The sequence below is a fragment of the Mesorhizobium sp. WSM4306 genome, assembly GCF_007003975.1.
GTDB lineage: Bacteria > Pseudomonadota > Alphaproteobacteria > Rhizobiales > Rhizobiaceae > Mesorhizobium.
Map to the genome: position 1 here is coordinate 42,871 of NZ_VFTC01000032.1, position 21,689 is coordinate 64,559.

At 62.0% G+C, this 21,689-nt stretch carries 19 protein-coding genes and 1 pseudogene; 5 read left to right on the forward strand and 15 right to left on the reverse strand.

The window, feature by feature from the left end; genetic code table 11:
* Nucleotides 1–72: 72 nt before the first annotated feature.
* Nucleotides 73–969 (reverse strand): GlxA family transcriptional regulator, encoded by an 897-nt coding sequence (locus FJV77_RS27570; protein WP_246691403.1) that lies wholly within the window; start codon nt 967–969, stop codon nt 73–75.
* 181 nt (nt 970–1,150) lie between these two features.
* Here FJV77_RS27570 and FJV77_RS27575 point away from each other — a divergent pair, with 181 nt between their 5' ends.
* Nucleotides 1,151–1,648 carry a GAF domain-containing protein gene (locus FJV77_RS27575; protein ID WP_142869671.1) on the forward strand — a complete coding sequence of 166 codons (498 nt, stop codon included), beginning with the start codon at nt 1,151–1,153 and terminating at the stop codon, nt 1,646–1,648.
* Between the two features lie 6 nt (nt 1,649–1,654).
* Here the strand turns inward: FJV77_RS27575 and FJV77_RS27580 are convergent, their stop codons facing one another.
* Entirely contained in the window at nt 1,655–2,731 is a 1,077-nt protein-coding gene (locus tag FJV77_RS27580) for a YeiH family protein (protein WP_142869672.1), read from the reverse strand.
* Nucleotides 2,732–2,817: 86 nt separating this feature from the next.
* The gene (locus FJV77_RS27585; RefSeq protein ID WP_142869673.1) at nt 2,818–3,075 is read right to left on the reverse strand and encodes a hypothetical protein; all 258 of its coding nucleotides are present in this window, start codon (nt 3,073–3,075) and stop codon (nt 2,818–2,820) included.
* Between the two features lie 15 nt (nt 3,076–3,090).
* On the opposite strand from FJV77_RS27585, the gene FJV77_RS27590 reads away from it, so the two are divergent.
* From FJV77_RS27590 to FJV77_RS27600, 3 genes are all read left to right on the forward strand, one after another.
* Entirely contained in the window at nt 3,091–3,555 is a 465-nt protein-coding gene (locus tag FJV77_RS27590) for a GNAT family N-acetyltransferase (protein WP_142869674.1), read from the forward strand.
* Nucleotides 3,556–3,582: 27 nt separating this feature from the next.
* Nucleotides 3,583–3,966: an ACT domain-containing protein gene (locus FJV77_RS27595; RefSeq protein WP_142869675.1), complete on the forward strand. Its 384-nt coding sequence runs from the start codon at nt 3,583–3,585 to the stop codon at nt 3,964–3,966.
* Nucleotides 3,967–4,092: 126 nt separating this feature from the next.
* Entirely contained in the window at nt 4,093–5,526 is a 1,434-nt protein-coding gene (locus FJV77_RS27600) for an aldehyde dehydrogenase family protein (RefSeq protein ID WP_142869676.1), read from the forward strand.
* Between the two features lie 76 nt (nt 5,527–5,602).
* Here FJV77_RS27600 and FJV77_RS27605 read toward each other — a convergent pair whose 3' ends face one another.
* Nucleotides 5,603–5,875 (reverse strand): hypothetical protein, encoded by a 273-nt coding sequence (locus FJV77_RS27605; RefSeq protein WP_142869677.1) that lies wholly within the window; start codon nt 5,873–5,875, stop codon nt 5,603–5,605.
* A 157-nt stretch (nt 5,876–6,032) separates the two neighbouring features.
* Between FJV77_RS27605 and FJV77_RS27610 the strand changes: the two are divergent.
* Nucleotides 6,033–6,261, forward strand: a pseudogene (locus FJV77_RS27610) (aldehyde dehydrogenase family protein); the annotation flags it as partial.
* A gap of 78 nt (nt 6,262–6,339) precedes the next feature.
* On the opposite strand, the gene FJV77_RS27615 reads toward FJV77_RS27610, so the two are convergent.
* The 11 genes from FJV77_RS27615 to FJV77_RS27660 all read right to left on the reverse strand — a co-directional run.
* Complete coding sequence (locus FJV77_RS27615) at nt 6,340–7,650, reverse strand: HlyD family type I secretion periplasmic adaptor subunit (protein WP_142869678.1); 1,311 nt, start codon at nt 7,648–7,650, stop codon at nt 6,340–6,342.
* Nucleotides 7,647–9,383, reverse strand: coding sequence for a type I secretion system permease/ATPase (locus FJV77_RS27620; RefSeq protein WP_142869679.1), 1,737 nt, complete (start codon nt 9,381–9,383; stop codon nt 7,647–7,649). Before FJV77_RS27620 ends, FJV77_RS27615 begins: the two co-directional genes overlap by 4 nt.
* Nucleotides 9,384–9,411: 28 nt before the next feature.
* Nucleotides 9,412–9,813 carry a hypothetical protein gene (locus FJV77_RS27625; protein ID WP_142869680.1) on the reverse strand — a complete coding sequence of 134 codons (402 nt, stop codon included), beginning with the start codon at nt 9,811–9,813 and terminating at the stop codon, nt 9,412–9,414.
* A 73-nt stretch (nt 9,814–9,886) separates the two neighbouring features.
* Nucleotides 9,887–13,228, reverse strand: a complete 3,342-nt coding sequence (locus FJV77_RS27630; protein WP_142869681.1) for a M10 family metallopeptidase C-terminal domain-containing protein — start codon at nt 13,226–13,228, stop codon at nt 9,887–9,889.
* 342 nt (nt 13,229–13,570) lie between these two features.
* On the reverse strand, nt 13,571–14,074 hold the full coding sequence (locus FJV77_RS27635; RefSeq protein ID WP_142869682.1) for a hypothetical protein: 504 nt from the start codon (nt 14,072–14,074) through the stop codon (nt 13,571–13,573).
* 280 nt (nt 14,075–14,354) lie between these two features.
* Nucleotides 14,355–14,645 (reverse strand): hypothetical protein, encoded by a 291-nt coding sequence (locus tag FJV77_RS32690; RefSeq protein WP_142880235.1) that lies wholly within the window; start codon nt 14,643–14,645, stop codon nt 14,355–14,357.
* A 95-nt stretch (nt 14,646–14,740) separates the two neighbouring features.
* Nucleotides 14,741–15,373: a hypothetical protein gene (locus tag FJV77_RS27640; RefSeq protein WP_142869683.1), complete on the reverse strand. Its 633-nt coding sequence runs from the start codon at nt 15,371–15,373 to the stop codon at nt 14,741–14,743.
* 189 nt (nt 15,374–15,562) lie between these two features.
* Nucleotides 15,563–16,093, reverse strand: coding sequence for a J domain-containing protein (locus FJV77_RS27645; protein WP_142869684.1), 531 nt, complete (start codon nt 16,091–16,093; stop codon nt 15,563–15,565).
* A gap of 275 nt (nt 16,094–16,368) precedes the next feature.
* Nucleotides 16,369–17,706 carry an HlyD family type I secretion periplasmic adaptor subunit gene (locus tag FJV77_RS27650; protein WP_142869685.1) on the reverse strand — a complete coding sequence of 446 codons (1,338 nt, stop codon included), beginning with the start codon at nt 17,704–17,706 and terminating at the stop codon, nt 16,369–16,371.
* 19 nt (nt 17,707–17,725) lie between these two features.
* Nucleotides 17,726–19,420, reverse strand: a complete 1,695-nt coding sequence (locus tag FJV77_RS27655) for a type I secretion system permease/ATPase (protein WP_142869686.1) — start codon at nt 19,418–19,420, stop codon at nt 17,726–17,728.
* Between the two features lie 64 nt (nt 19,421–19,484).
* Nucleotides 19,485–21,689: Ig-like domain-containing protein (locus tag FJV77_RS27660; protein WP_246691402.1), on the reverse strand; the 2,205-nt coding region annotated here is incomplete at its 5' end.

Sequence of the window (21,689 nt, forward strand, 5' to 3'; positions counted from 1 at the left end):
GCGTTGCGTGAAGGCTGTGCGCAATCCCGCAAATGTCGTGCGAAATGCCGCAGGCCCAGCGGCGCACAGTTCCTAATGCCGCCGCATCGCCTTCGGTGCGTGCCCATGCTCTTCGCGAAAAGCCCTCGCAAAACTCGACATCGAAGCAAAGCCGCAAGCCAGCGCCACGTCGCGCACCATCAGCGTTGAATGCGCCAGAAGGTCGGCGGCGCGCCGCAGCCTGAGGCGCCGGTAGTAGCCGTTGGGCGAAATGCTGAGCTCGCTGCGGAAATTGCGCTCCAGCTTGTCGGAGGAGACGCCAAGTCTTGCCGCCAGTTCCGTCATGCCGAGCCGTTCCTCGACCGCATCCTCCATGATGGCGATGGCCGACAGCACCAGTTCGTTCTGGACCCCGGTGCGCAGCCTGAGTGGCATCAGCTTGCGGTCCACACTTGAGCGCAAAGGGCTGTGCACGAACCATTCGGCAACGCCGGCCGCGAGTTCGGCGCCATAATCGTTGGTGATGATCTCCAGCATCATGTCGAGGCTGCCGACGCCGCCGGCCGAGGTGAAGCGCTTGCGGTCGATGACGTAGAGATCGCGCCTCAACTCGATGTCCGGGAAAGCCTCGGTGAAGGCGGCCTGGCTGGTCCAGTGCAAGGTGCAGGCATGGCCGTCGAGCAGGCCGGCCCTGGCGAGGAAGAAGGCGGCATCGGCCACCGCGCCGATATGGGCGCCGCCCCGCAGACTCCTACGCATCCAGGCAACCGCATCGTCGGCGACAAGCAAGTCGGCATTGCCGCCCGAGCAGACGACGATGCGGTCGACCTTTGGCGCGCCAGAGGCTGAGAATCCCGGTTGTATGACAACCCCATTGGACGCCTCGACCGTGCCGTTGTCGGCGCCGACGATCACCCAGCGATAGCACTCGCGCTTGGCCAGCACATTGGCAGCGCGCAGCGGCTCGATCACCGAACTGAACGCCATCATCGGAAAGTCGGGAAACACCAGCACGGCAAAGGTGAGGGGGCCTTCGCTCGCTGCGGGCTGAACCCGGTCCTGTCTTCTGCTGGCATGGACGGTATTCACAATTGTGTATTTCCCAGGCGCGTCATTGGTGGCAGACAGGGATATAGCGGGCATCCTGGTCCGCCGGCAACGGAGACGAACCATGTTTGCGGCTCAGACCATCGACAGCGCCGACAAGCCAGCGTTCTATCGCGAACTGGCCACCCAGTTGAAGGCGCTGCTGGAGGGCGAGAGCGACTCTGTCGCCAACGCCGCCAACACATCGGCGCTGATCTTCCAGATGGTGCCCGACCTCAATTGGGCCGGTTTCTATTTCCTCGCCTCCGATGAGGAACTGGTGCTTGGGCCCTTCCAGGGCAAGCCGGCCTGCGTGCGCATCGCTGTCGGCAAGGGCGTTTGCGGCACCGCGATCGATCTCGAAATGTCGATGCTGGTCAAGGATGTGCACGAGTTTGCCGGCCACATCGCCTGCGACGCCGCCTCGCGCTCGGAACTGGTCGTGCTGCTCAGGGACAATGACGGCGTCTTCGGCCTGATCGACCTCGACAGCCCGACGCCCGGCCGCTTCGACAAGGACGACCAGGCCGGCATCGAGGCACTGGCCGCGATCTACGTCGCGGCAAGCTCGTTCGAGGATTGAGCGGCTTTAAGCGAACTTCACCAGCATCAGGCTGAGGCAGCCGATGAACAGGAAGGCCGAGAAGGCGAGTGCCAGGGGCCGCAGGCCGCGCGAGCGCAATTGCGAAATGTTGGCTTGCAGGCCCATGGCGGCGAGCCCCATGGTCAGCATGATGGTGGTGGCGAGCGCCATTGCCGACTTCACTTCCGCCGGCACGGTGACCAGGCTGTTCAGCGCCACGACAGCGACGAAAGCGGCGACGAACCACGGCATGGGCGGCCGTGCCGCCGATTGATCGCCTGACCGGTCGCTGCTCGTCTTGCGGCGCGCCATCAGGCCGAGCGCGATGACCATCGGGGCCAGCATGGAAACACGGGTCAGCTTGGCGACGGTGGCGATCTCGCCGGACTGGGCGCCGTTCTGGAAGCCGGCGCCGATGACCTGCGCCACCTCGTGGATCGAGGCGCCTGCCCACAGACCGAATGCGTGCTGGTCGAGGCCGACCACAGGCGCCAGCAGCGGGAAGCCGAGCATGGCGACGGTGCCGAACAGCGTGATCGAGGCGACGGCGTAGGTGACGTCTTCGTCGCGCGCATCGGTGACGATGTTGGTGGCGACGATCGCCGAGGCGCCGCAGATCGAGGTGCCGGCGGCAATCAGTTGCGCCAGCTTGGCGTCGACGCCGAGCAGCCGGCCGAGCGTGATGGTGAAGACGAAAGTGGCGCCAAGGGTAGCTGCGACAATGCCGACGCCGCTGGCGCCGATCGAGACGACCTGGCTGAGCGTCAGCTGGAAGCCGAGCAGCACGATGGCAAAGCGCAGCAGGCGCTTTTGCGAAAAGGCGATGCCGGCTTTTGCATGCGCGGGCGTGCCGAGCACGTTAGAATAAATCATGCCGGCGACGACCGCCAGGATCATCGGGCTGAACAAGGCAAGGCCTGAGACATTGTGGGCTGAGAAAGCCACAGCGGTGATCATCACCACCAGCACGACGCCGGGCATAATGCCGTTCCACATGGAATCGAGCCGCTTGCGGCCCGCGGCCAGATCGGCAGAAATCGTGCTTTTCGGAATATCGTTCGCGATGTGGATGGCGGAAGACAATGCAATTCTCCAGGCGGGTATGCCGGAGGAATGCCATTCCCGAACCGATCTTTCCAACGAATTGTTCTGGTTAGAATGATCGATTTTTACGAACGATTGGTTTTTGAGCTGACGATGGAACACCTCCCGAATTCGACACGCTGGGCCAATCTCAAAATCTTGACGGGCTGAACTTCCTGTTCCAGCGTGGCGCCATGTTCGTTTTTGCACTCGCCATCACCAAGCGACGCCGCCTCTGCACGATGCGGCGCGGCAAGCCGATTGCGCGACGACGAAGACCGGCACAATAGATCCGGTTCGTTCGTTCCCAGCCCCGCCGCGACATCCGCCGGCGGGGTTTTCATGTCTGGAGCCTTGCTATGACCAATTCTTCCATCCGGTTTCGGCCGGCCGAGCGCGCTGATGCCGCCAAGATCAGGGACATCGTACGCGCCGCCTATGCCAAATGGGTGCCGGTGATCGGCCGCGAGCCGCTGCCGATGCGCGCCGACTATGACAGAGCGGTTGCCGAGCATCCGTTCGATATCGCCGTCGAGGATGACCGTATCGTCGGCATGATCGAAACCATGCTGGAGGATGATCACCTCTGGATTGAGAATGTCTGCGTCGCGCCACAGGCGCAGGGCAGGGGCATTGGCCGGCTGTTGCTGGAGCGAGCCGAACTGAAGGCGCGCACGGCCAACCGCTTCGAACTGCGCCTGCTGACCAATGGCGCTTTCGAGGCCAATGTATTGTTGTACAAAAGGCATGGCTATTCGATCGACCGGGAGGAGCCGTTCATGGGCGGCATGACGGTCTATATGAGCAAGACATTGACGCGATAGCGGGCAATCGGAGGCATGGATAAGACGATGGCAGTTAGGGTCCGGTTGAAGCCACTCTCGGGGCGCTATGCGGTTTCCCGCCTCGAAGCAAAAGAGAGCATTCCCGGCTGGGCCGACGGACCGGGCTTCGTCAGCATCACCAGGACCGAGGACGAGCTTTCGATCACCTGCCTGCAGGATCGCGTTCCGGGCACGGTCAAGCACGACGGCGACTGGGTCGCCTTCAAATTGCAGGGTCCGTTTGCCTTCGACGAAACAGGCATCGTGCTGTCGGTAATAAAGCCGTTGTCGGAAAACGAACTCGGCATTTTTCTGGTATCCACCTTCGATGGCGACCATCTGCTCGTCAAAGTGAAGGATGAAGCCGCGGCAAGGGGGCTTCTGGTCGCAGCGGGGCACACGCTTCTGTAGCCGCCTGGCTCAATCGCCCGCCCTTGCGTTTGACATCGCTCTTGCCGCATCGTTATCTCTGACGCGATACGACGATCCGGCGATCGCCCCCCAATCACATCAGATATCCCCGCCCAAGGAGAAACCATGTCACACAATCTGCAGTTCTATATCGATGGCGTGTGGGTCGATCCTGTTGTGCCTAACACACTCGACGTCATCGACCCATCCAACGAAGACGCCTTCGCGCAGATTTCGCTCGGCTCCAAGGCCGATGTCGACAAGGCGGTGGCCGCGGCCAAGCGCGCCTTCGACACATTCGGCTTCACCTCGGCCGAGGAACGCCTCGATATCCTCAACCGCGTCATCGAGATCTACAAGAAGCGCAGCGCCGATCTGGCGCTGGCGGTGTCGCGTGAAATGGGCGCGCCGCGCCGGATGGCGCTCGACAGCCAGGTCGGCGTTGGGCTGGCGCATCTGCAGAAGATGGCCGAGGTGCTGAAGTCGTTCGAATTCCGCCACATCAAGGGCTCGTCCCTGATCGTCAAGGAACCGATCGGCGTCGTCGGCCTGATCACGCCGTGGAACTGGCCGCTGAACCAGATCACCTGCAAGGTCGGTCCCGCGCTCGCCGCCGGCTGCACCATGGTGCTGAAGCCGTCTGAGATCGCGCCGCTCGACGCCATCATCTTTGCCGAGATCATCGACGAGGCCGGCGTGCCGAAGGGCGTCTTCAACCTCGTCAATGGCGACGGCCCCGGCGTCGGCCAGGCGCTGTCCAGCCACCCCGACATCGACATGATGTCGTTCACCGGTTCGACGCGAGCCGGCATCCTGGTCGCCAAGGCGGCGGCCGACACGGTCAAGCGCGTGCATCAGGAACTCGGCGGCAAGTCGGCTAACATTCTGTTCCCCGATGTCGACCTGGAAAAGGCCGTCGCCAAGGGCGTCGCCGGTTGCTTCAGCAACTCAGGCCAGTCCTGCAACGCACCGACCCGCATGTTCGTGCCGCGCGACCGCCACGACGAGGCTGCCGGCTATGCCAAGACGGCGGCGGAAAAGTTCACCCTCGGCCCGGCCGATGCGGCCGGCACCAAGCTCGGCCCGGTGGTCAGCCAGATCCAGTTCGACAAGATCCAGGACCTGATCCAGGCCGGCATAGTCGAGGGCGCAACGCTGGTTGCCGGCGGCCCGGGCCGTCCGGCCGAACTCAACCGCGGCTACTATGTCCGCCCGACCGTGTTCGCCGATGTCACGCACGACATGCGCATCGCCCGGGAAGAAATCTTCGGGCCGGTGCTGGCGATCATGCCCTATGACACCGTCGAAGAGGCGATCGGCACCGCCAACGACACCGTCTATGGCCTCGCCTCCTACATCCAGGCCAAGGACATCAAGAAAGCCCGCGAAGTCGCCGCCCGCATGCGCACCGGCAATGTCTACATCAACTATCCGCAATGGGATGCCGGCTTGCCTTTCGGCGGCTACAAGCAATCCGGCAACGGCCGCGAATACGCCGAATACGGGCTTGAGGATTTCCTCGAGATCAAGGGCATCGCCGGCTACGAGGCGGCAGAGTAGGGCAGGGAGAAAAGGCTCTCGCAAGCTCCAATGCAATCGAAGGGGCGCGGTCTCGGCCGCGCCCTCGCTAGTCTCGTCAACGGGGTCGCTGCCCGGAGATGGACCGCCCTTTGTCATAGCCGCGGTTTGTCTCGATGATTCCAACCATGGCGCGGGTGAATTCGACCATGCTGTTTGCCGTCAGGGCAGCATCGTCGGGACTCTGACCGACATGTTCGGCGGCTCCGCAACACGACCGGCGGATGTTGTCGTAGTGCGGGTCTCTTTCGTCATCCGGCAACGTCGCCAGTTTGAGGGCGCGGCCGTAGATCATGCGCAATAGCTGCGCCAGTGCGGTTTCGACACTCATGCGTTTTACTCCGCATCGGTCGAGCGTCCCGGCACACAAATAGTGCCGGATCGTCGATCGGGAATTGGTCCCGATACGCAAAGGCTCGATCATACTTATTAATATATCGTTGAATGCTAATATGCATGGCTGTTCCGATTGAGCGCGGAGACGTTGCGAGCAGATCGGCACCGCCAACGACACCGTCTATAGGCTGGCCTCCTACATCCAGACCAAGGACATGAACAAGGCCCGCGAAATCGCCGCCCGCATGCGCACCGACAACGCCTACATCAACTACCCCACCCCGGACGCTGGCCTGCCGTTCGGCGGCTACAATGCCGAATACGGGCTGGAGGATTTCCTCGAGATCAAGGGCATCGCGAGGCTACGAAGCGGCGGAGTAGGGGCTACTCCTTCGGGATCGGCAACCAGCCGGTCCCGGGGGAAGCGGTGAATGGCAAAATACGCCGCTTGCGGCGGCTTCATTCTTCCCGAAAAGCTTTCTGGATCTGATCCGACAGCGGCTTCACCAGATAGGAAAGCATCGTCCGATCCCCTGTCGGAAAGAACACCTCGGCCGGCATGCCCGGCGCCAGCGCCAGGCCGCGCAGCTTGGCGACCTCGGTTTTCGGCAGCGTCACCCGCGCAACATAGAAGGCTGCTCCGGTGCGCTCCTCGGTGGTGAGATCCGCCGAGATCCGCGACAGCGTCCCGGTCAGTTCCGGCGTGGTTTGCCGATTGAAGGCCGACAGGCGCAAAATCGCATTCTGGCCCATCGTCACCTGGTCGATATCCTGCGGTGCGATATGCGCCTCAACGGTCAGGTCGTCCGTTACCGGTACGATCTGCATCACCTGTTCGCCGGGCGTGATGACCCCGCCGATCGTATGCACGGCCAACTGCAGCACCACGCCATCCTGCGGGCTGCGCAGATCGATGCGCTTCAACTGGTCCTCGGCCGCTACCTTGCGTTCGACGAACTCGGAGATCTTCCCTTGCGTTTCGCGTAAATCGGTCGCGACCTCGCTGCGAAGATCCTGGTCGATCTGGATGATCTGCAGTTCGATCTCGGAGGCCTTGCCTTTCACCTGGGCTGTTCCCGCGGTCAGCTGCCCATGCTCGCCTTCGAGCCGCACCGCGTCCCGTTCCAGCGACGTCATGCGCTCGATTCCTATCAGCTTGCGATGCCACAGGGACCGCACGCCCTCCAGCTCGATCTGGATCAGCTCGATCTCGCGGCGTTTGGCCTGCAGCTGCTCGGTCAGGCCGGCGGTCTCCTGCGTCAACTGGGCGATCCGTTCGCGCAATTGCGATCGCTGGCCGGATCGCGCCTGGCGCCGGAAATCGAACAGCGATTGTTCTCCGGCCATCGATGCGGCGACACCAGCCTCGCCGCGCCGTGATGTCAAAACCTCCGGAAAGCTGATCGTGTCCTTGCCGTCACGCTCTGCCTCCAAGCGCGCCAACCGTGCATAAAACTCATCCAGACCTTTTGAGACGATTGCCAAATTGGCGCGCGTTGTCGTCTCATCCAGGCGCACCAGAATATCGCCCGCTTTGACCCGGTCGCCTTCACGCACCCTGATCTCGCCGACCACGCCGCCGGTCGGGTGCTGAACCTTCTTTACATTGGAATCGACCACCAGCCGGCCAGCTGCGATCACCGCACCCGACATTTTGGTCACTGCCGCCAGGCCGCCAACACCGCCGACGAGCAGCAGACAGGTAGCAACCCCAGCCACGAGATAGCGGTGGACCTGCCTATGATGCAAAGCGGCTCTGTCCTCGCTCATGCCGGAACCCCTCTCTCCGTGGCGGCAACGACCTTGAGCGGTGTTGCCGTTCGGAACACCTTGTTCAGCACCTCATCCTTCGGACCGAAGGCCTGCACATGCCCATTGGCCATCACCAGCACGGTATCGACATTGGCCAGGACGGTGGATCGGTGTGCGACGACGATAACGATGCCGCCGCGGTCCCTGATGCCCTGGATGGCGGCGGACAAGGCGACTTCACCCTCTGCATCGAGATTGGAATTCGGCTCGTCCAGGATGACCATGAACGGATCGCCATAGAGAGCGCGCGCAAGGGCGATACGCTGCCGTTGCCCCGCCGACAGCGAGGCGCCGGCTTCGCCAACCCGTGTGTCGTAACCGTCGGCCAGATGCACGACGAGATCATGCACGCCGGCGGCCTTGGCCGCCGCAAGCACCATGTCGGACGACGCATCCGGGTCGAAGCGGGCGATGTTCTGCGCAATCGTTCCGTCGAACAACTGCACATCCTGCGGCAGATAGCCGATATGTTTGCCCAGCTCGTCGGTCGGCCACTGGTCAAGCGTCGCGCCATCCAGCCGCACGGCGCCGCGCGCCGGCAGCCAGACACCGGCGAGAGCACGCACCAGCGACGATTTACCGGAGGCGCTTGGGCCGATTACCCCCAGCCCGGACCCCCTGGCCAGTGAAAAATTGGCGTCCCACACCACCGGCGTCCGTTCGCCCGGCGGCGCGACACTGACATTCTCAACCACCAACGCGCTGACAGGCGCAGGCAGGGTTACGCCGGTTGCGCCTTCCGGCAGCGCGGACAACAGCTGCTTCAGGCGTGCCCAGCTTTGCCGCGCCGCAATGAAACCCTTCCAATGCGCTATCGCCAGTTCGATCGGAGCCAGTGCTCTTCCCATCATGATCGAGCTTGCGATCATGATGCCGCCGGTCGCCTCTTGCTGGATGACCAGATAAGCACCGGTCGCCAGCATGGCCGATTGCAGCATCAATCGCAGGATCTTGGAAATCGTGCCAAGCGTTCCCGCCACATCGCTGGCTGCCGCATGGGCGTTCAGGTACTCGGCATTGACGGCATGCCATCGCTCGGCGATACGCCCGCCAAAACCCATGGCCTGCATGGCCTCGGCATTGCGTCTTGTTGCCTCGGCCAACGTGCTGCGGACGGCTGCGTGCTGTCCGGCGACCCTTGTCGGGCCGCGGGTCCGGAATTCGGCCAGAAGCGTCAGTGCAAACAGCACAACAGCGCCGGCAAGCGCGGTAACGCCGATCCAGAAATGAAAAATGAAACAGATGCCGATATAGAGCGGCATCCATGGCAGGTCGAACAGCGCGGTTGGTCCGGGACTGCCGATAAAGGCGCGAACCTGATCCAGATCCCGCAAGGGCTGCAGTCCGTCACCGGAAGGCTTGGCGCGCAGCGGCAGGCGCATCAGTGCAGAATAGACCGACGGGCTCAGCTTTGCGTCCAACCCCTGTCCCAGCCGCACCATGAGGCGAGAGCGGATCAGCTCCAGCACCCCCTGAAACACGAACAGTGTTCCCGCAAGCACCGCCAGGCCGACCAGCGTTGGCACGCTGCGACCCGGAACGACCCGGTCATAGACTTGCAACATGAAGAACGAGCCGGTCAGGGTCAGCACGTTGACGACCCCGCTCATCAGGACGATGCCCGAAAAAGCACGTCGAAAGGACGCCAGAATTCCGGCCAGCGTAAGCGGCGGCGATGGCGTCAGCTGCATGCAGGCTCGCAATATGGCATCTCGCCCCTCAATACGTAACTGCCTTGAGTGTGACATGGACGGGCAAGCCCGCCTCGAACTGTGCGCTGCCCCGCGCCACCAGCCAGCCATCCGCACGCTCCAGGCGCGCAACGATCCGCAGCGTCGGTGAAGCAGTCGAGCTTGCGGGCAGTGGCAAGGAAAATTCTATCGTCTTTGAGCCGCCCTCGCTTTTGAGACTGATTTTCGCGGCGCGACGTCGCGCACTGTCCTGAATGGCGGGGTCCTCGAGATAGATCTCGAGATGACCTTCCGGGATAGCCTTGCCGCCCACGAAGGTGATCGCGCCACGAATATCAGTCGCTTGCGCAGCGGATGCTCCGACTGCGCCGGCCGCAGCGGCAACAGCCGCAACTCCGGCAGCCAATAATACTGTGCGGCGGTCGGTCATCGCGTCCTCTCCCTTTCGCTGCGGCGACGCGTTTTTAGGAGGGGCGCCTGAAGGCACCCCTCCCGGTAACGCGTCAGATGACAACGAAGTCTGCAGCCGAAAGATCCAGATTTGTGTTCAGGTGCGCAAATTGAATGGCTGCTTCCTGTCCGGAACCATCGGCGTCGTAAGACAATATTCCATTGTCGGTATCGTAGATGATGCGGTCGTCGGCATCATGAGCAGCACCCGCTGCGCTCTTGTAGAATGAGCCCAGGGCGAGGGCGCCGTCGCCGCCAACGCTGGCAAAGATGAGGTTATCCAGCAGGATCGTATCGTCGGCGACCTTGAAGTCCTTGATCCAGTCGATATTGCCGTTCCCAAGTTCTATCGAGAAGCGGAAATAGTCTTGGCCCGCGCCGCCGGTCAGCGTGTCGGCAGCCAGCCCGCCATCCAGCAGGTCGTTGCCGCCCCCGCCGGAGAGCGTATCGGCGCCCGCAACGCCCGGCTGAGCCGGCGCAGGCGGGAATTCGACCGATACGTTGAGCTTGTATGTCGACCCCTCCGGCACGGATTCCACCCAGCCATCGCCGGGAGCCGTGTCCGACCATTTGCCTTCCAGAATGTAGTAGGTTCCGGTTTCCTGAACGATGAAGCTGGTGCTCGAATCGCGGCCGTTTGTGGAGCCGGGATCGTCGCCGCCATCGTCGTTCTGGGCGACGATATTGCCATCGCTGTCCAGCACCCTGACGATGCTGTCATGGACATTGGGGTCGGCAATTCCATCGATGTCGATGGTGATGATCGTGCCGGCAGCCAGGTTGACGCTGTAATATCCGCCCAGGCCGTTTCCGGTGGCGTTGACGGTGGTGTGAAGGGTGGTCGTCGAATCGAAGATGTCGGGGTCGGCGGCCAGCGAGAAGTTGTTCGATATGTCGAAGGCGGTTGCGATCGAATTGTTCGTCGCTTCCGGTCCGAGCGTGGCGTAGCCGGTGCCCATGCCCGGGCGTGGTGGAGCATCGCCCTGATAGGCGAAATCGCCGAGCAGGGTGTCATCGCCGCCGCCGCCGTCGATCTTGTCGGCGCCGCCCTGGCCGGTCAGCACATTGGCCGAGCCGTCGCCCGTCAGCTGATCGTTAAAGCCCGAACCGGCCAGATTTTCGATCGAGATGTAGGTGTCGCCGCCGGATTTGCCCCCACCCAGCTTAAGGTTGAGCCCGCTGGTCGCGTCGGCGTAGTCCGCCGTGTCGCTGCCGGCGCCGCCATTCAATGTATCGGCGCCGCCGCCGCCAGTCAGCGTGTCGTTGCCGGCTCCGCCTGAAAGTTTGTTGGCCTGGGCATTGCCGATGAGATGGTCGTCGAAGAAGGAACCGACTGCGTTTTCGAAACCGACGAGGATGTCGTGCCGGATAACGGTGCCGCGCCCGACGATCTGCACCGGGCCATCGCCGTCGCCGCCGTTGGCCGTGCCATTGGCGAGGTCGATCGTCACGCCCGCGGAGCTGCCTTCGTAGACGACGGTATCGATACCGGCGCCGCCATCCAGATAGTCCTGGCCGGCGCCACCGATGATGGTGTCGTTGCCGGCTTCACCGTACAGGATGTCGCCGTCATTGCCGCCATCCAGTATGTCGTTGCCGCCGCCGCCGTTGAAATAATCGCCGCCGCCCCGGCCCCAGAAATGATTTGCCGCGGACGTGCCGATGAAACGGTCGATGCGGTCATCGGACCCGATCAGGTTCTCGATGCTGTAGAACGTATCGCCCGAGGCGGTGCCGCCGCTGGCCAGGTTCGTCTCGAGGTTGACGATCAGCTGGAAGGGGCTTTCCTTGCTGTAGTCGACCGTGTCGACGCCGGCACCGCCCCTGAATATGTCGATGCCGTCCTGGCCGCTCAGCGTATCGTCGCCGGCGCCGCCGTCGAGAATATCGTTGCCCTGGCCGCCGAGGATCGTATCGTTGCCGCCGCCGCCATAGAGCGTGTCATTGCCGTCGTCGCTCTCGGTCTGGTCTTCAAGGTCGGCAACATCGATGGTGTTGTTGATGTCGCGGCTGGCGAGCGAGTCGCGGCCGCCGATGATGAGGTCATCGCCGCCCTGACCGAAGATCGTGTCGTCGCCGGCCCCGCCGTCGAGCGTATTGTTCCCATTGTCGCCGAAGATGACGCTGGTCATCGTGTTGTCGCCGATGATGGGAGGCGTTTCACCGCCGCCGTCTCCAGGCTGGAGTGTCGACTCGTCGGCGTAGATGATGTGTTCGACGTTGGCGATTTTCCGGATATTCAAGTTCCGGGACAGCAGAACGACCGTGTCATTGCCGCCATTGGCTTCCTCGCGCACGATGTCGTCGAGGGAGTCGACGAAATAGATATCGTCGCCGCCATTGCCGGCCATGCGATCGGCGCCGCCGCGGCCATCCAGCACGTTGTCGCCGTCATTGCCGATCAGGACGTCGTCATAGCTGCTGCCGATGCCGTTCTCGATGTAATAGTCGGTCCCATCAGCGTTGTGGCCGGCAAAGATCGACACATTATTGCTGTGGCCGTTGACGCTGGAGAACTGTCCGGCGCGCAAGTCAAGGATCGTGCCGGCCGTCGAGCCGGAGAAGTCGATCGTGTCGGTTCCGCCGGTGTCGTGGATCACAAAACCGATATCGTGTTGCATGCCCGAGGCGCTGAGCCGGTAACCATCCACGGTACTGCCGAAGCCGTAGACATTGTCGCCCGTGTTGAGGTCGATATGCTGATAGGTGCGATCACCATTCGCGTCGACGGTCGAGAAAAAGCGGCGGATGACAGCCTCGATGTCGGCCATCATCGGCGTTGATGCCGACCAACGGCTGGTTTCACCGACATCGATCCCGTCGAAATAGGACATGACGCTGTATTGCTGACGGTCGTAGGTCCAGGTCGCATTGTTCAGATAATTGATCTGCACGCCGCCGGGACCGCTGTAATTGTAGAGGCCGGGATGGTTCAGGCCGAACTCATGACTGAATTCATGGATGAAGGAATCGAACACATAACCGCCAATGGCTGTCTTGTTGGGCTCGGTGTCGTGAAAACGCTGACCGATGCTGACATAGCGGTCGTTGGAATAGGCGCTGCCGTCGTCCTGCTCGCCCAGTTCGGGGCTGACAACCTGCATCCAGTCCGTTGCGCTGTTGTATGGCGCATCGTCGACGATTTCGAACTTCAAAGGCGTGACAAGCGACCACATCTGCAAGGCGCCGATAGCGGCGGCCTTGTACTCGGGATGGTCATTGAGGTCGGAGACATTGATCCTTAGCGTTCCCGCCGCGATCGCCGGCGTCAGCGAGCGGTCCAGCGCACCAAGGTAGTCGAGGTAGGACTCGTAATCTTCGCTTTTGCCATACGGGTTATCCGGTGTCTGGTCGTTGACCCACCATTGATCGCTGGTCTGGCTCGGGTTCGGCATCCTTGGGACTCCTTGTCTCACAACCGCGGCAATTGCGGCTGTACGGTTTAGCTGTTGCCAACCACCGACAAGCATCGTTTGCGCTTGCCGGTCGAGCCCCGTCCCAGTGCCAACAATGCTATTGGAATCTTCGCTTGTCTACCCGCTATTCGCGCTCAATACATAAGAGATTATTGGCGCGCTTGTCCCGGCGGACTTTGAGATACTCGCTTGCTCTTGGTTAAGCTCGCGCTAATCTATGTTCGCACCTCGCCGACCTTAGCCAGCTTGCAAGGCCAAGGTGCCGGGACGCTGGATGCCCGGCTGATACAAGAAGCTGGCAGTAAAATGCGCAGGCGTGCTTCAGGACCCTGTCCGGCGTGCGAAATGTTCATACGTTACGCGCCAGGAGTCGCTCTCGGCCGCTCTCTCCTCGCCGATCCAGTGAAAGCTGTCGGCGGTGGTCTCGGTGAACCGCCACCGGGCCTGCAGACCGCGCGAGTCCTCGCCGATCTGGACGATGTCCTTGCCCTCGGCCCGCCCGATCTGGCGCGAATAATCCTGGTTGAGCGGATCGCTCCAGATGATGTGCCAGCCACCGATCCCGGGATCGAAGACGCGCAAGGTCGTGCCATACATGGTGGACGGGGCAGGGCGCCTGGGCCTGATCCAGATGTCCTGAATGGCGCGGCCTTCGAGCACCCAGCCAAAATGGCATTCGCCATCCCATTTCTGAATTGTGCCGTCGTTGCGGTGGTGGAGCGTGTCCATGTCCCAGCTTCCGATCAGCCATCCATAGAGGTCCATGTCTTTCGCCCGGTCGGCTGGAGGACCGTCAGATGCGAGAGCGGTGAGAAACGTCGTCATGATTGTCTCCAGGGCAAGCCACGCCAAGGCGCTGGGGCACAACCATTGCAGCGTTGAGGGCTCCGGTCTTGGGAAAAATTGCTGTAGTGCCGCGGCTGCTGGCCTTCCGCGTTCGCGCCATTTCAGGTCAATGCGCGAATGCTAATGTAGCGACGGCGGGTACCCCAATGCCCGCCTGGCCGGCGCCTCCTCAGGCGATCTCTTGGATGAGCGGCGCCGGCCGCCCCAGCTTGGGCGGCGACCAAATTCCTGCGGCAGGAATATCAGGCCTGGTACGAGGTTATTGCTGGGCAGTTTTGGCAGGCATGCCGATATCGGTCTGTATCCCCAGAACGTCGGCAGCCCAATCGCGCAGTTCCGGTGAAGCATCGCCGGATTTCATGATCGACATGGCCAACGCCGCCATGTCCGCTGGCGGCTTGGTGTTTGAAGTCACATAGGTGAAATAGCCGGCCATGATGGCGCACCCCACCGAAATGACCGGCGGGACGATCTGGAGTGTCGTCAAAGCAATTGTGCGCCAGGCGCCGGATCGGCTGGGTGCTGGAACCTCATCCTCAAGGTCGACCATGCTGCTTCTGTCCAAAAGCCGGGAGAACATAATCCGTAAGGATGATCTACATTAGTTAAAATGCAGATAAACCCTATTACTGATGAGCAGCTGTCCTAGTCGGTCCCTCCGGACGGGGCGGCATTTTCCCAGCCGGCCAGCTCCGGCAGGTCGTCGAGCCAGCTTTTCTCCGTCATTGAGGCTTCGCCGGCCGGTGGCGCCGCCTCTGTGGCGTTCTGAATGAGCCAGTCCATCCATTTGCGATAGGCAATCGGGGTCAATTCGGGCGGCAGCACCTTGGCCTTGGCCAGCATGCGCTTGCGGAAACTGACTTGCCTGCGCAGCTTGGTCGTCGTGAACTTGATCGCCTTGCCCTGGTATTCAACCGTCCAGCGCCCATCGCCGTGGCTGGCGAGCCTGTCGATGGCAAAACCGGCATCGACCGGCCTGTCGCGCCAGGGAAGCTCGATGGCATTCCGCCTCAGATCGAGCGCCCACCGCCTGTAGTCGGCGCCTGCGCGCTGAGGCGGCAGCACGCCGGCCTGTTCGAGGATTTTCCTGCGGAAGGTCGGCTGCTTCTTGATCTGCCCGGTGGTCAGCTCGACGCGATGCCCACGCAATTCGACGTGCCAGCGGATCCTGCCATTGCCGACATACTTCACCAGCCTGTCGATGACGAATTCTTCCTCGGCAAGCGCCACGCAGCCTTGGCTGATGCGTTCGAGGATGAACTGGCTATCGGTGGGCATGACGCAGCCTTGGGCAAGAACATTTGACGAAGCTTAGCCACTACCACAAACCAGCCGCCACCAATCTTTTTCGCTCCGGGAATCTCGCCCCGAACGGTCGCGCGCTTCGGTCCTGGCAGCCGAAAAACGCGCTGGCTTTAGGGTTTTGACCGCCGGACCTGCAGTTGCCCAGGTCAACGGTTCAATGTTCTACGATCCCAGGAGCCGAACGCTGCTATCGCGACGCAGTTCGGAATCGGCGCGGTCGACGCCTTCAACCGTGATCGCGATTGTCCCGTTCTCAATTCTTGCGATCCATCCCTTCGCCTTCATGTACCAGAGATGGAACTCGAGATGCTCTCGCGGACAGCCCAATAACCGTTCGATTTCGACGTCGCCAATGCCGGGGTTGCTGACATCCTGGCGACGCTTGACATAGAGCAGAGAAAGCAGTTTGGCCTGGACCACAGCGTCCTTCTGAACGCCTTTGCCGTCGCTTGCTTCCTCGACCAATTGAAGGCGAACACCTGCATGCTCTCGATAGGAGATGTCGTATTGGGCGCGCTTGACCGGATCTTTCAGGACATTATGTGCTTCTACTATTTCGCTGAAGCGGGCTTCATTTCCGGTTTGCTGATTGTCGGGATGATAGCGCATCGCAAAATAGCGAAATATTCGCTCAAGCGTCTCCGAGTTGGCGTTTGGGCTGACCTCCAAGAGTTCGTAGTAATCGACGAACAATGCGCTGCTCCCTCAAACATCGCCCCTGAAAAGCCAAGAGCCTGGGCCACCTTATCTATTGCGATCCAGGCCCTCAACCGTCGGGTTTCTCAGCGATGTTGCGCTTGCTTGAGCCCAGTCACAAGCCGGACTTTGGTCCCGGCCTGATGCCGATACCGGCAAACCAACAAACGCGCTCGCCTTGTCCTGATTATCAGCGGCAGGCGGCCAAACCGGCTCGGTGATGTTCCACAGGATGAGCGCCGCCTTCTTCAATATGTTTGGCGCGAAGCTCGTCACTTCTGGCGAAACGCCGAGTGGAACGACACAACCAGCGGGCCTAAAATATAGTCGAGTGCGGTGCGTTCCTCGGTAACGATCATGACTGACGCCGGCATGCCTGGGTAAAGCGCAATCTGTGGGGCCGCGGCCAATTCCACCGGATCGACAGCCACGTCGGCGAGGTAGTAGGGAAACCCGGTCTTGCTGTCGGTGATGCGATCCGCCGAAATGCGGGTGACGCGTCCATGAATTATGGGTATCGAACGCTGCTTGTAGGATGTGAAACGAACTTCGGCGGCCATGTCGGGTCGCAGGTTCGATATGTCCTCGACGCGAACCTGCGCCTGGACGATCAGCGAATTCTCGGTCGGCACGATGTCGAGGATTGTCTGGCCCGGCGCCACGATCGCACCGATCGAGAAGACGCTGAGATCCATCACCTGGCCATCATAGGGCGCGCGCACTTCGGCCCGGTCCCTGGCAGCCTGGGCGGCAAACATCTTGGGCACGAGGTCGGCAAGGTTCGATTGCGTATCGATCAGCATGGCCGACAGCTTGGCTCGGCGCTCGTTGGTCAACTGCGCGATCTGGCTCTCGAGTTCGGCTTTGCTCTGTTCGCTGCCGCCAATTGCGCCCAGGTTCTCGTCGATCAGACCCTGCAGATCCGAGGCGGACCGTTCCAGTTCCAGGATGCGAGGGCGGGTCGTCAATCCCGCCTTGAGCAGCTTCGACAGGCTGGCCTTCTCGTCGATCGTCGATTGCAGCTGTGCCTGGTAGGATTCGACCCGAGACTGCTTGCCCTGGATCTGCTCCTCGAGCTCGGCAATGCGCCGCTCGAGGATTTGTTTGGCGCCGGCCATCGAGGCACGCTGGCTTTCCAGATCGGCGATCTGGTTTGCCATCGCATCCTTGAGATAGTCCTCGTGCTCTTTGAGAATGTCCTTGGGAAAGGCAACGGCCTCGCTGCCGTCCAGTTCGGCCCGGATCCTGGCGTTGGTTGCGCGCAAGAGCGCATATTGCTGGGCATAGAGATTGAACTCGGACCGGATTCTGGTGTCGTCCAGCTTCAGCATTATGTCGCCCTTCTTGACGACGTCGCCATCCTTGACGCGGATTTCCTTCACCGTACCGCCGTCGAAATGCTGTACGCTCTTGCGATTGCCTTCCACCTTGACGATGGCGTCGGCGAGCACGGCGCCGTTCAGCGGGGCCAACGCCGCCCAGCCGCCGAAAATACCGAAAAAGGCGATTATGATCATCAGGCCGACACAGGCCGGCACCCGGATCGAATCCGGGGCCAGGATACCGGTTTCGCCGGGCAGGCTCCGGTAGGTGAGGGCGACGTCGCTCATCGATCTCTCCGGCCACAGCTCATTGGGTTGCCACCGCCATTGGAGCCGCACGCTGGTTGAGCAGCGCTACGATCTCGTTTCTCATGCCGAAGGCCTCGACGGCGCCATCGCGCAACAGAAGGATCTTGTCGACGTTCGCCAGGGTCGAGGGACGGTGCGAGACGATGATCACCGTGCTGCCGCGGCGCTTGAGCTCGATCGCGCACTCGCTCAGCGCGCGGTCGCCATCGGCGTCGAGATTGGAACTAGGCTCGTCGAGAATGATCAAGTTCGGTGTGCCGAACACCGCTCGGGCAAGGGCAATCCGCTGCCGATATCCCCCTGACAGGACTGCGCCGCCTTCGCCGATCTGGGTCTCGTAACCCTGCGGCAGGCGAATAATCATCTCGTGCACGCCAGCCAGCCGCGCCGCGTCGATCACGTCCTGGTCGACATTGGTCTTGAAGCGGCCGATGTTGGCGGCGACTGTATCGGAAAAGAGTTCGATGTCCTGTGGTAGGTAGCCGATGTGGTCGCCGAGCGCGTTGTGCCCCCACTGCGACAGGTCGGCGCCATCCAGCCTGACGGTGCCGCGGCTGGGTTGCATGACACCGGCAAGGTGACGTGCCAGCGTCGATTTGCCGGCGCCGGAAGGGCCGACTATTCCCAGCGCCTCGCCTGCGTCCAGCCTGAACGATACGTCCCGGAGAAGCACTTTCTGCTGGCTGGCAATTGCAAAGCTGACCTGCTCGACGGAAATCTTGCCGGTGGGCTTCGGCAGGTTGAACGATCTGTCGTTCTGCGCGCCCCCGTCGACCAGCTTCTCGACCCTTGCCAACGCCGCCCGCGCCAGGATCAGGCTGCGCCAAAGGCCGACGATCTGCTCGACCGGCTGTAGCCCCCGGCCCAGCAAGAGGCTCGCCGCAAACATGGTGCCGCCGGTGATCTGCCGCTCGATCACCAGATAGGCGCCGAGGCCGAGGATCAACGACTGCATGGTTAGCCGCAGGAAACGGATCAGGCCGGACATCAGGGCGGCGCGATCGCTTGCCTCCGCCTGGCGCCGCAGCGCGAGGTTGCGGTCGCGTCCCCAGCGGCGAATGAGACCGTCGATCATCCCCATGGCGCGAACGACTTCCGAGTTTCTGAGGCTCATCTCGGTAAAGTTATAGTTGGTCGTCGCCAGGTCGTTGGCCTGTTTCAGCGGTGAACGCACGAGATACTCGTTGATCACGGCCATGGCGATCAAGAGCAGCGAGCAGCCAAGTGCGAAGAAGCCGAGCCACGGATGCAGCAGGAAGATGATACCGATGTAGATGGGCGACCATGGCAGGTCGAACAGGGCGTGGATGCCGCTGCCGGTGATGACCTGCCTGAACGTGTCGAAGTCGCGGATAGGTTGGCTCGGCGAGGAGCCGGGCGATGGGGATTCGACCGACGCGGCGAGGATCCTTGCCGAAAGCAGCCGGTCGAGCCGCGCGCTGGCACGCGTCAGCACGGAGGCGCGTACCAGATCGAGGCCGGCCAGCGAAAGGAAGGCCGCCAGCAACACAAGGGTCAGCATCACCAGCGTGGTTTCGCTGCCGCTGGTGACGACCCGGTCGTAGATCTGCAGCATGTAGAGTGGGGACGCGAGATAGAGCAGATTGATCGCCAGGCTGAATGCCGCCGCCACGAGGAAATAGCGGCGGCATGCCCGAAGCGCGTCCTTCACAATTCGAGACTTGCTGTCCAACTTCAGAACCCCACTCGATACTCGTCAGGCTAGGTGAGCCGCCGCCGTCGGCGGCCCCTTTGGTTCACACCACGACGTCGCTTGAAATCGCCCCATCGCCGATGCCTGTCAGCGTGAATTCCGCCGGATTGTACGAAACGACGGTGTGGCCCTGGCCGTCATCGGCGAGTTTGAAGCTGTTGGCGTCGTAGGAGCCGAGCAGATGCAGCGTGGCATTGTGCGCACCATCCGAGACGGTTAGCGTGCCGCCGCTGCCATCCTGGTTTGCCTGATAGACGGCCGCCGTCCCCGCGCCGAACAAGATATCGTTGAGGTCCAGCCTGTCGTCATTGGTGATGCCGCCGATCCGCCCGCTGTAATCGAAGGAATCATCGAGCTCCAGCGTGCCAGCCGCATCATGCGCGAAGGTGACGTCGGTGGACGAGGCGCCACCGAATTCCAGCTTCGACAGATTGCCGATGGTGGCATCGCCGTCGCCGGTGACCTGGCCGTTGATGGTAATGTTGCCGCCATTGGCCCACAGCATGCCTGAATTCGCCAGGTCGCCGGTGACCGTCAAGCCGCCCGAACCTGTCGCCTCAAGCGTTCCGGAGTTGGTGACGACGCTGCCACCGGTATCGACGACCAGCGCGTTCGAGCCGGTGGCGATGATGGTGCCCCGGTTGTCGAGGCTCAGCATTCCGCCGCCCAATTGGCCAGCGCCCTCGATCGTGTTGTCGGCATTGACCAGAGTGACGTCCGGCCCCGTGCCGGAGATGATGTTGGCGGCGCTGTCGGATAGCAGGATCTGCCCGCCACCCTGCAGGGTCACGCCATGCTGGATGACCTGCAGCAACGTATCGCCGCCCGTCGAGTCGAGCGTGATGAGGCCGCTGTTGTTGATAATGCCGCTCAGCGGCAGCAGAGCGCCGTCGCCGATCGTCATGGTGCCGGCATTGTTGACCACCGGCGTCTGGTCGAAGGTGAAATTACCGTCCGCAAGCGCACTCGAGTGCACGCCGTCCAGCGTGATCGACTGCCCGTCGCCAAGCGTTATCACCGCATTGCCGTTGGCGTCGTCGGCCATATGCGCCTGGACGTCGGCGAAGCTCTGGAAGCCGGAATAACCGATCAGGTCGATCTGGTCAGCGGCCGCGTCGAAGCTGTGCACCGTGTTGTTGCCGATCGGCTGCGAGAAGACGAAGAGATCGTTTCCGCTCGATCCGGTCAGCACGTCGTCACCGGACCAGGCAAAGATCGGCGAGCCAGGAGCGTAGGCCTCGACATTGTCGGCGATCGACATGTTTCCCGTCGTGCCGTCTGCGTTGGTCCAGGTCATCGAAACGTCGAGTACCGCCGCTCCCGCGAAATCGGCAGGCGTGATGACCGTCAACCCGTGCAGGTCGTTGGTCTGTATCGTCCAGCTCCCATCGGCATTGTGCGTTGCACCGTCGATGGTCCAGCCCGAAGGCACGTCCTTCACCGTGACGGTGATGAGCGCACCCTCATGCGATGGATCGGTCAGGGCGAGATTGATAGGCTCGCCGGAGGTGCCGGCGGGCTTGAGGCTGCCTTGGCTGGCAGTAGTGCTCAGGTTGCCGGCCCCATCCTTGAAGGCTCCAGATGCAAAAGTCGCGGTATAGGTGGTGCCGTTGTTTGGCTTAGTCACCAGCAGGGTGAACGTATCGACGGTATTGCCGCTTCCGTCAGTTGTGGTGCCCCAGGTTCCCGAGTTTGGCACCAGCGCAACCCCGTTCGTTAAGGTCAGTTTTGTGGAATCAAAGAACGTGTGGTTCATTCCCGTTTCGCTGAATCTGACGATAATCGTGCTTGGCGCGTTGTTGTTTCCTTGAACGCCTGTGATCAGCGTAATGTTGGGAGCTGTGGTGTCGCCGCCGGTGTCGATCGCAACCGTGTCAGACCCGGCACTGCCGGCGTTGCCGGCAGTGTCGGTGTAGCTGCCGGCGGCCACCGACACTGACCCAGTCGCAGAAACCCCGTCTGTCGCTGTGAAGGTGGCGTGGTAAGTGGTGGCGGTGTCCTGCGTGAAGCCGGTGATGATGCCGTTTGTCGCGGTAATATCCGCAGCCGTGAAGCTGGCGCCCGGCGGCTCCGAGAAGGTGAAGGTGACGACCGAGTTGTTGTCGCCGTCGCTGAGCGAGGCGTCGGCGATGTCGACGGTGACGGTCGGATTCTCGGTGTCGATGGTGACCGTGTCGGAGCCGGCAGCGCCGGTGTTGCCGGCGGCGTCGGTGTAGCTCGCCAAGGTCACCGAGACCGAGCCCTGGCC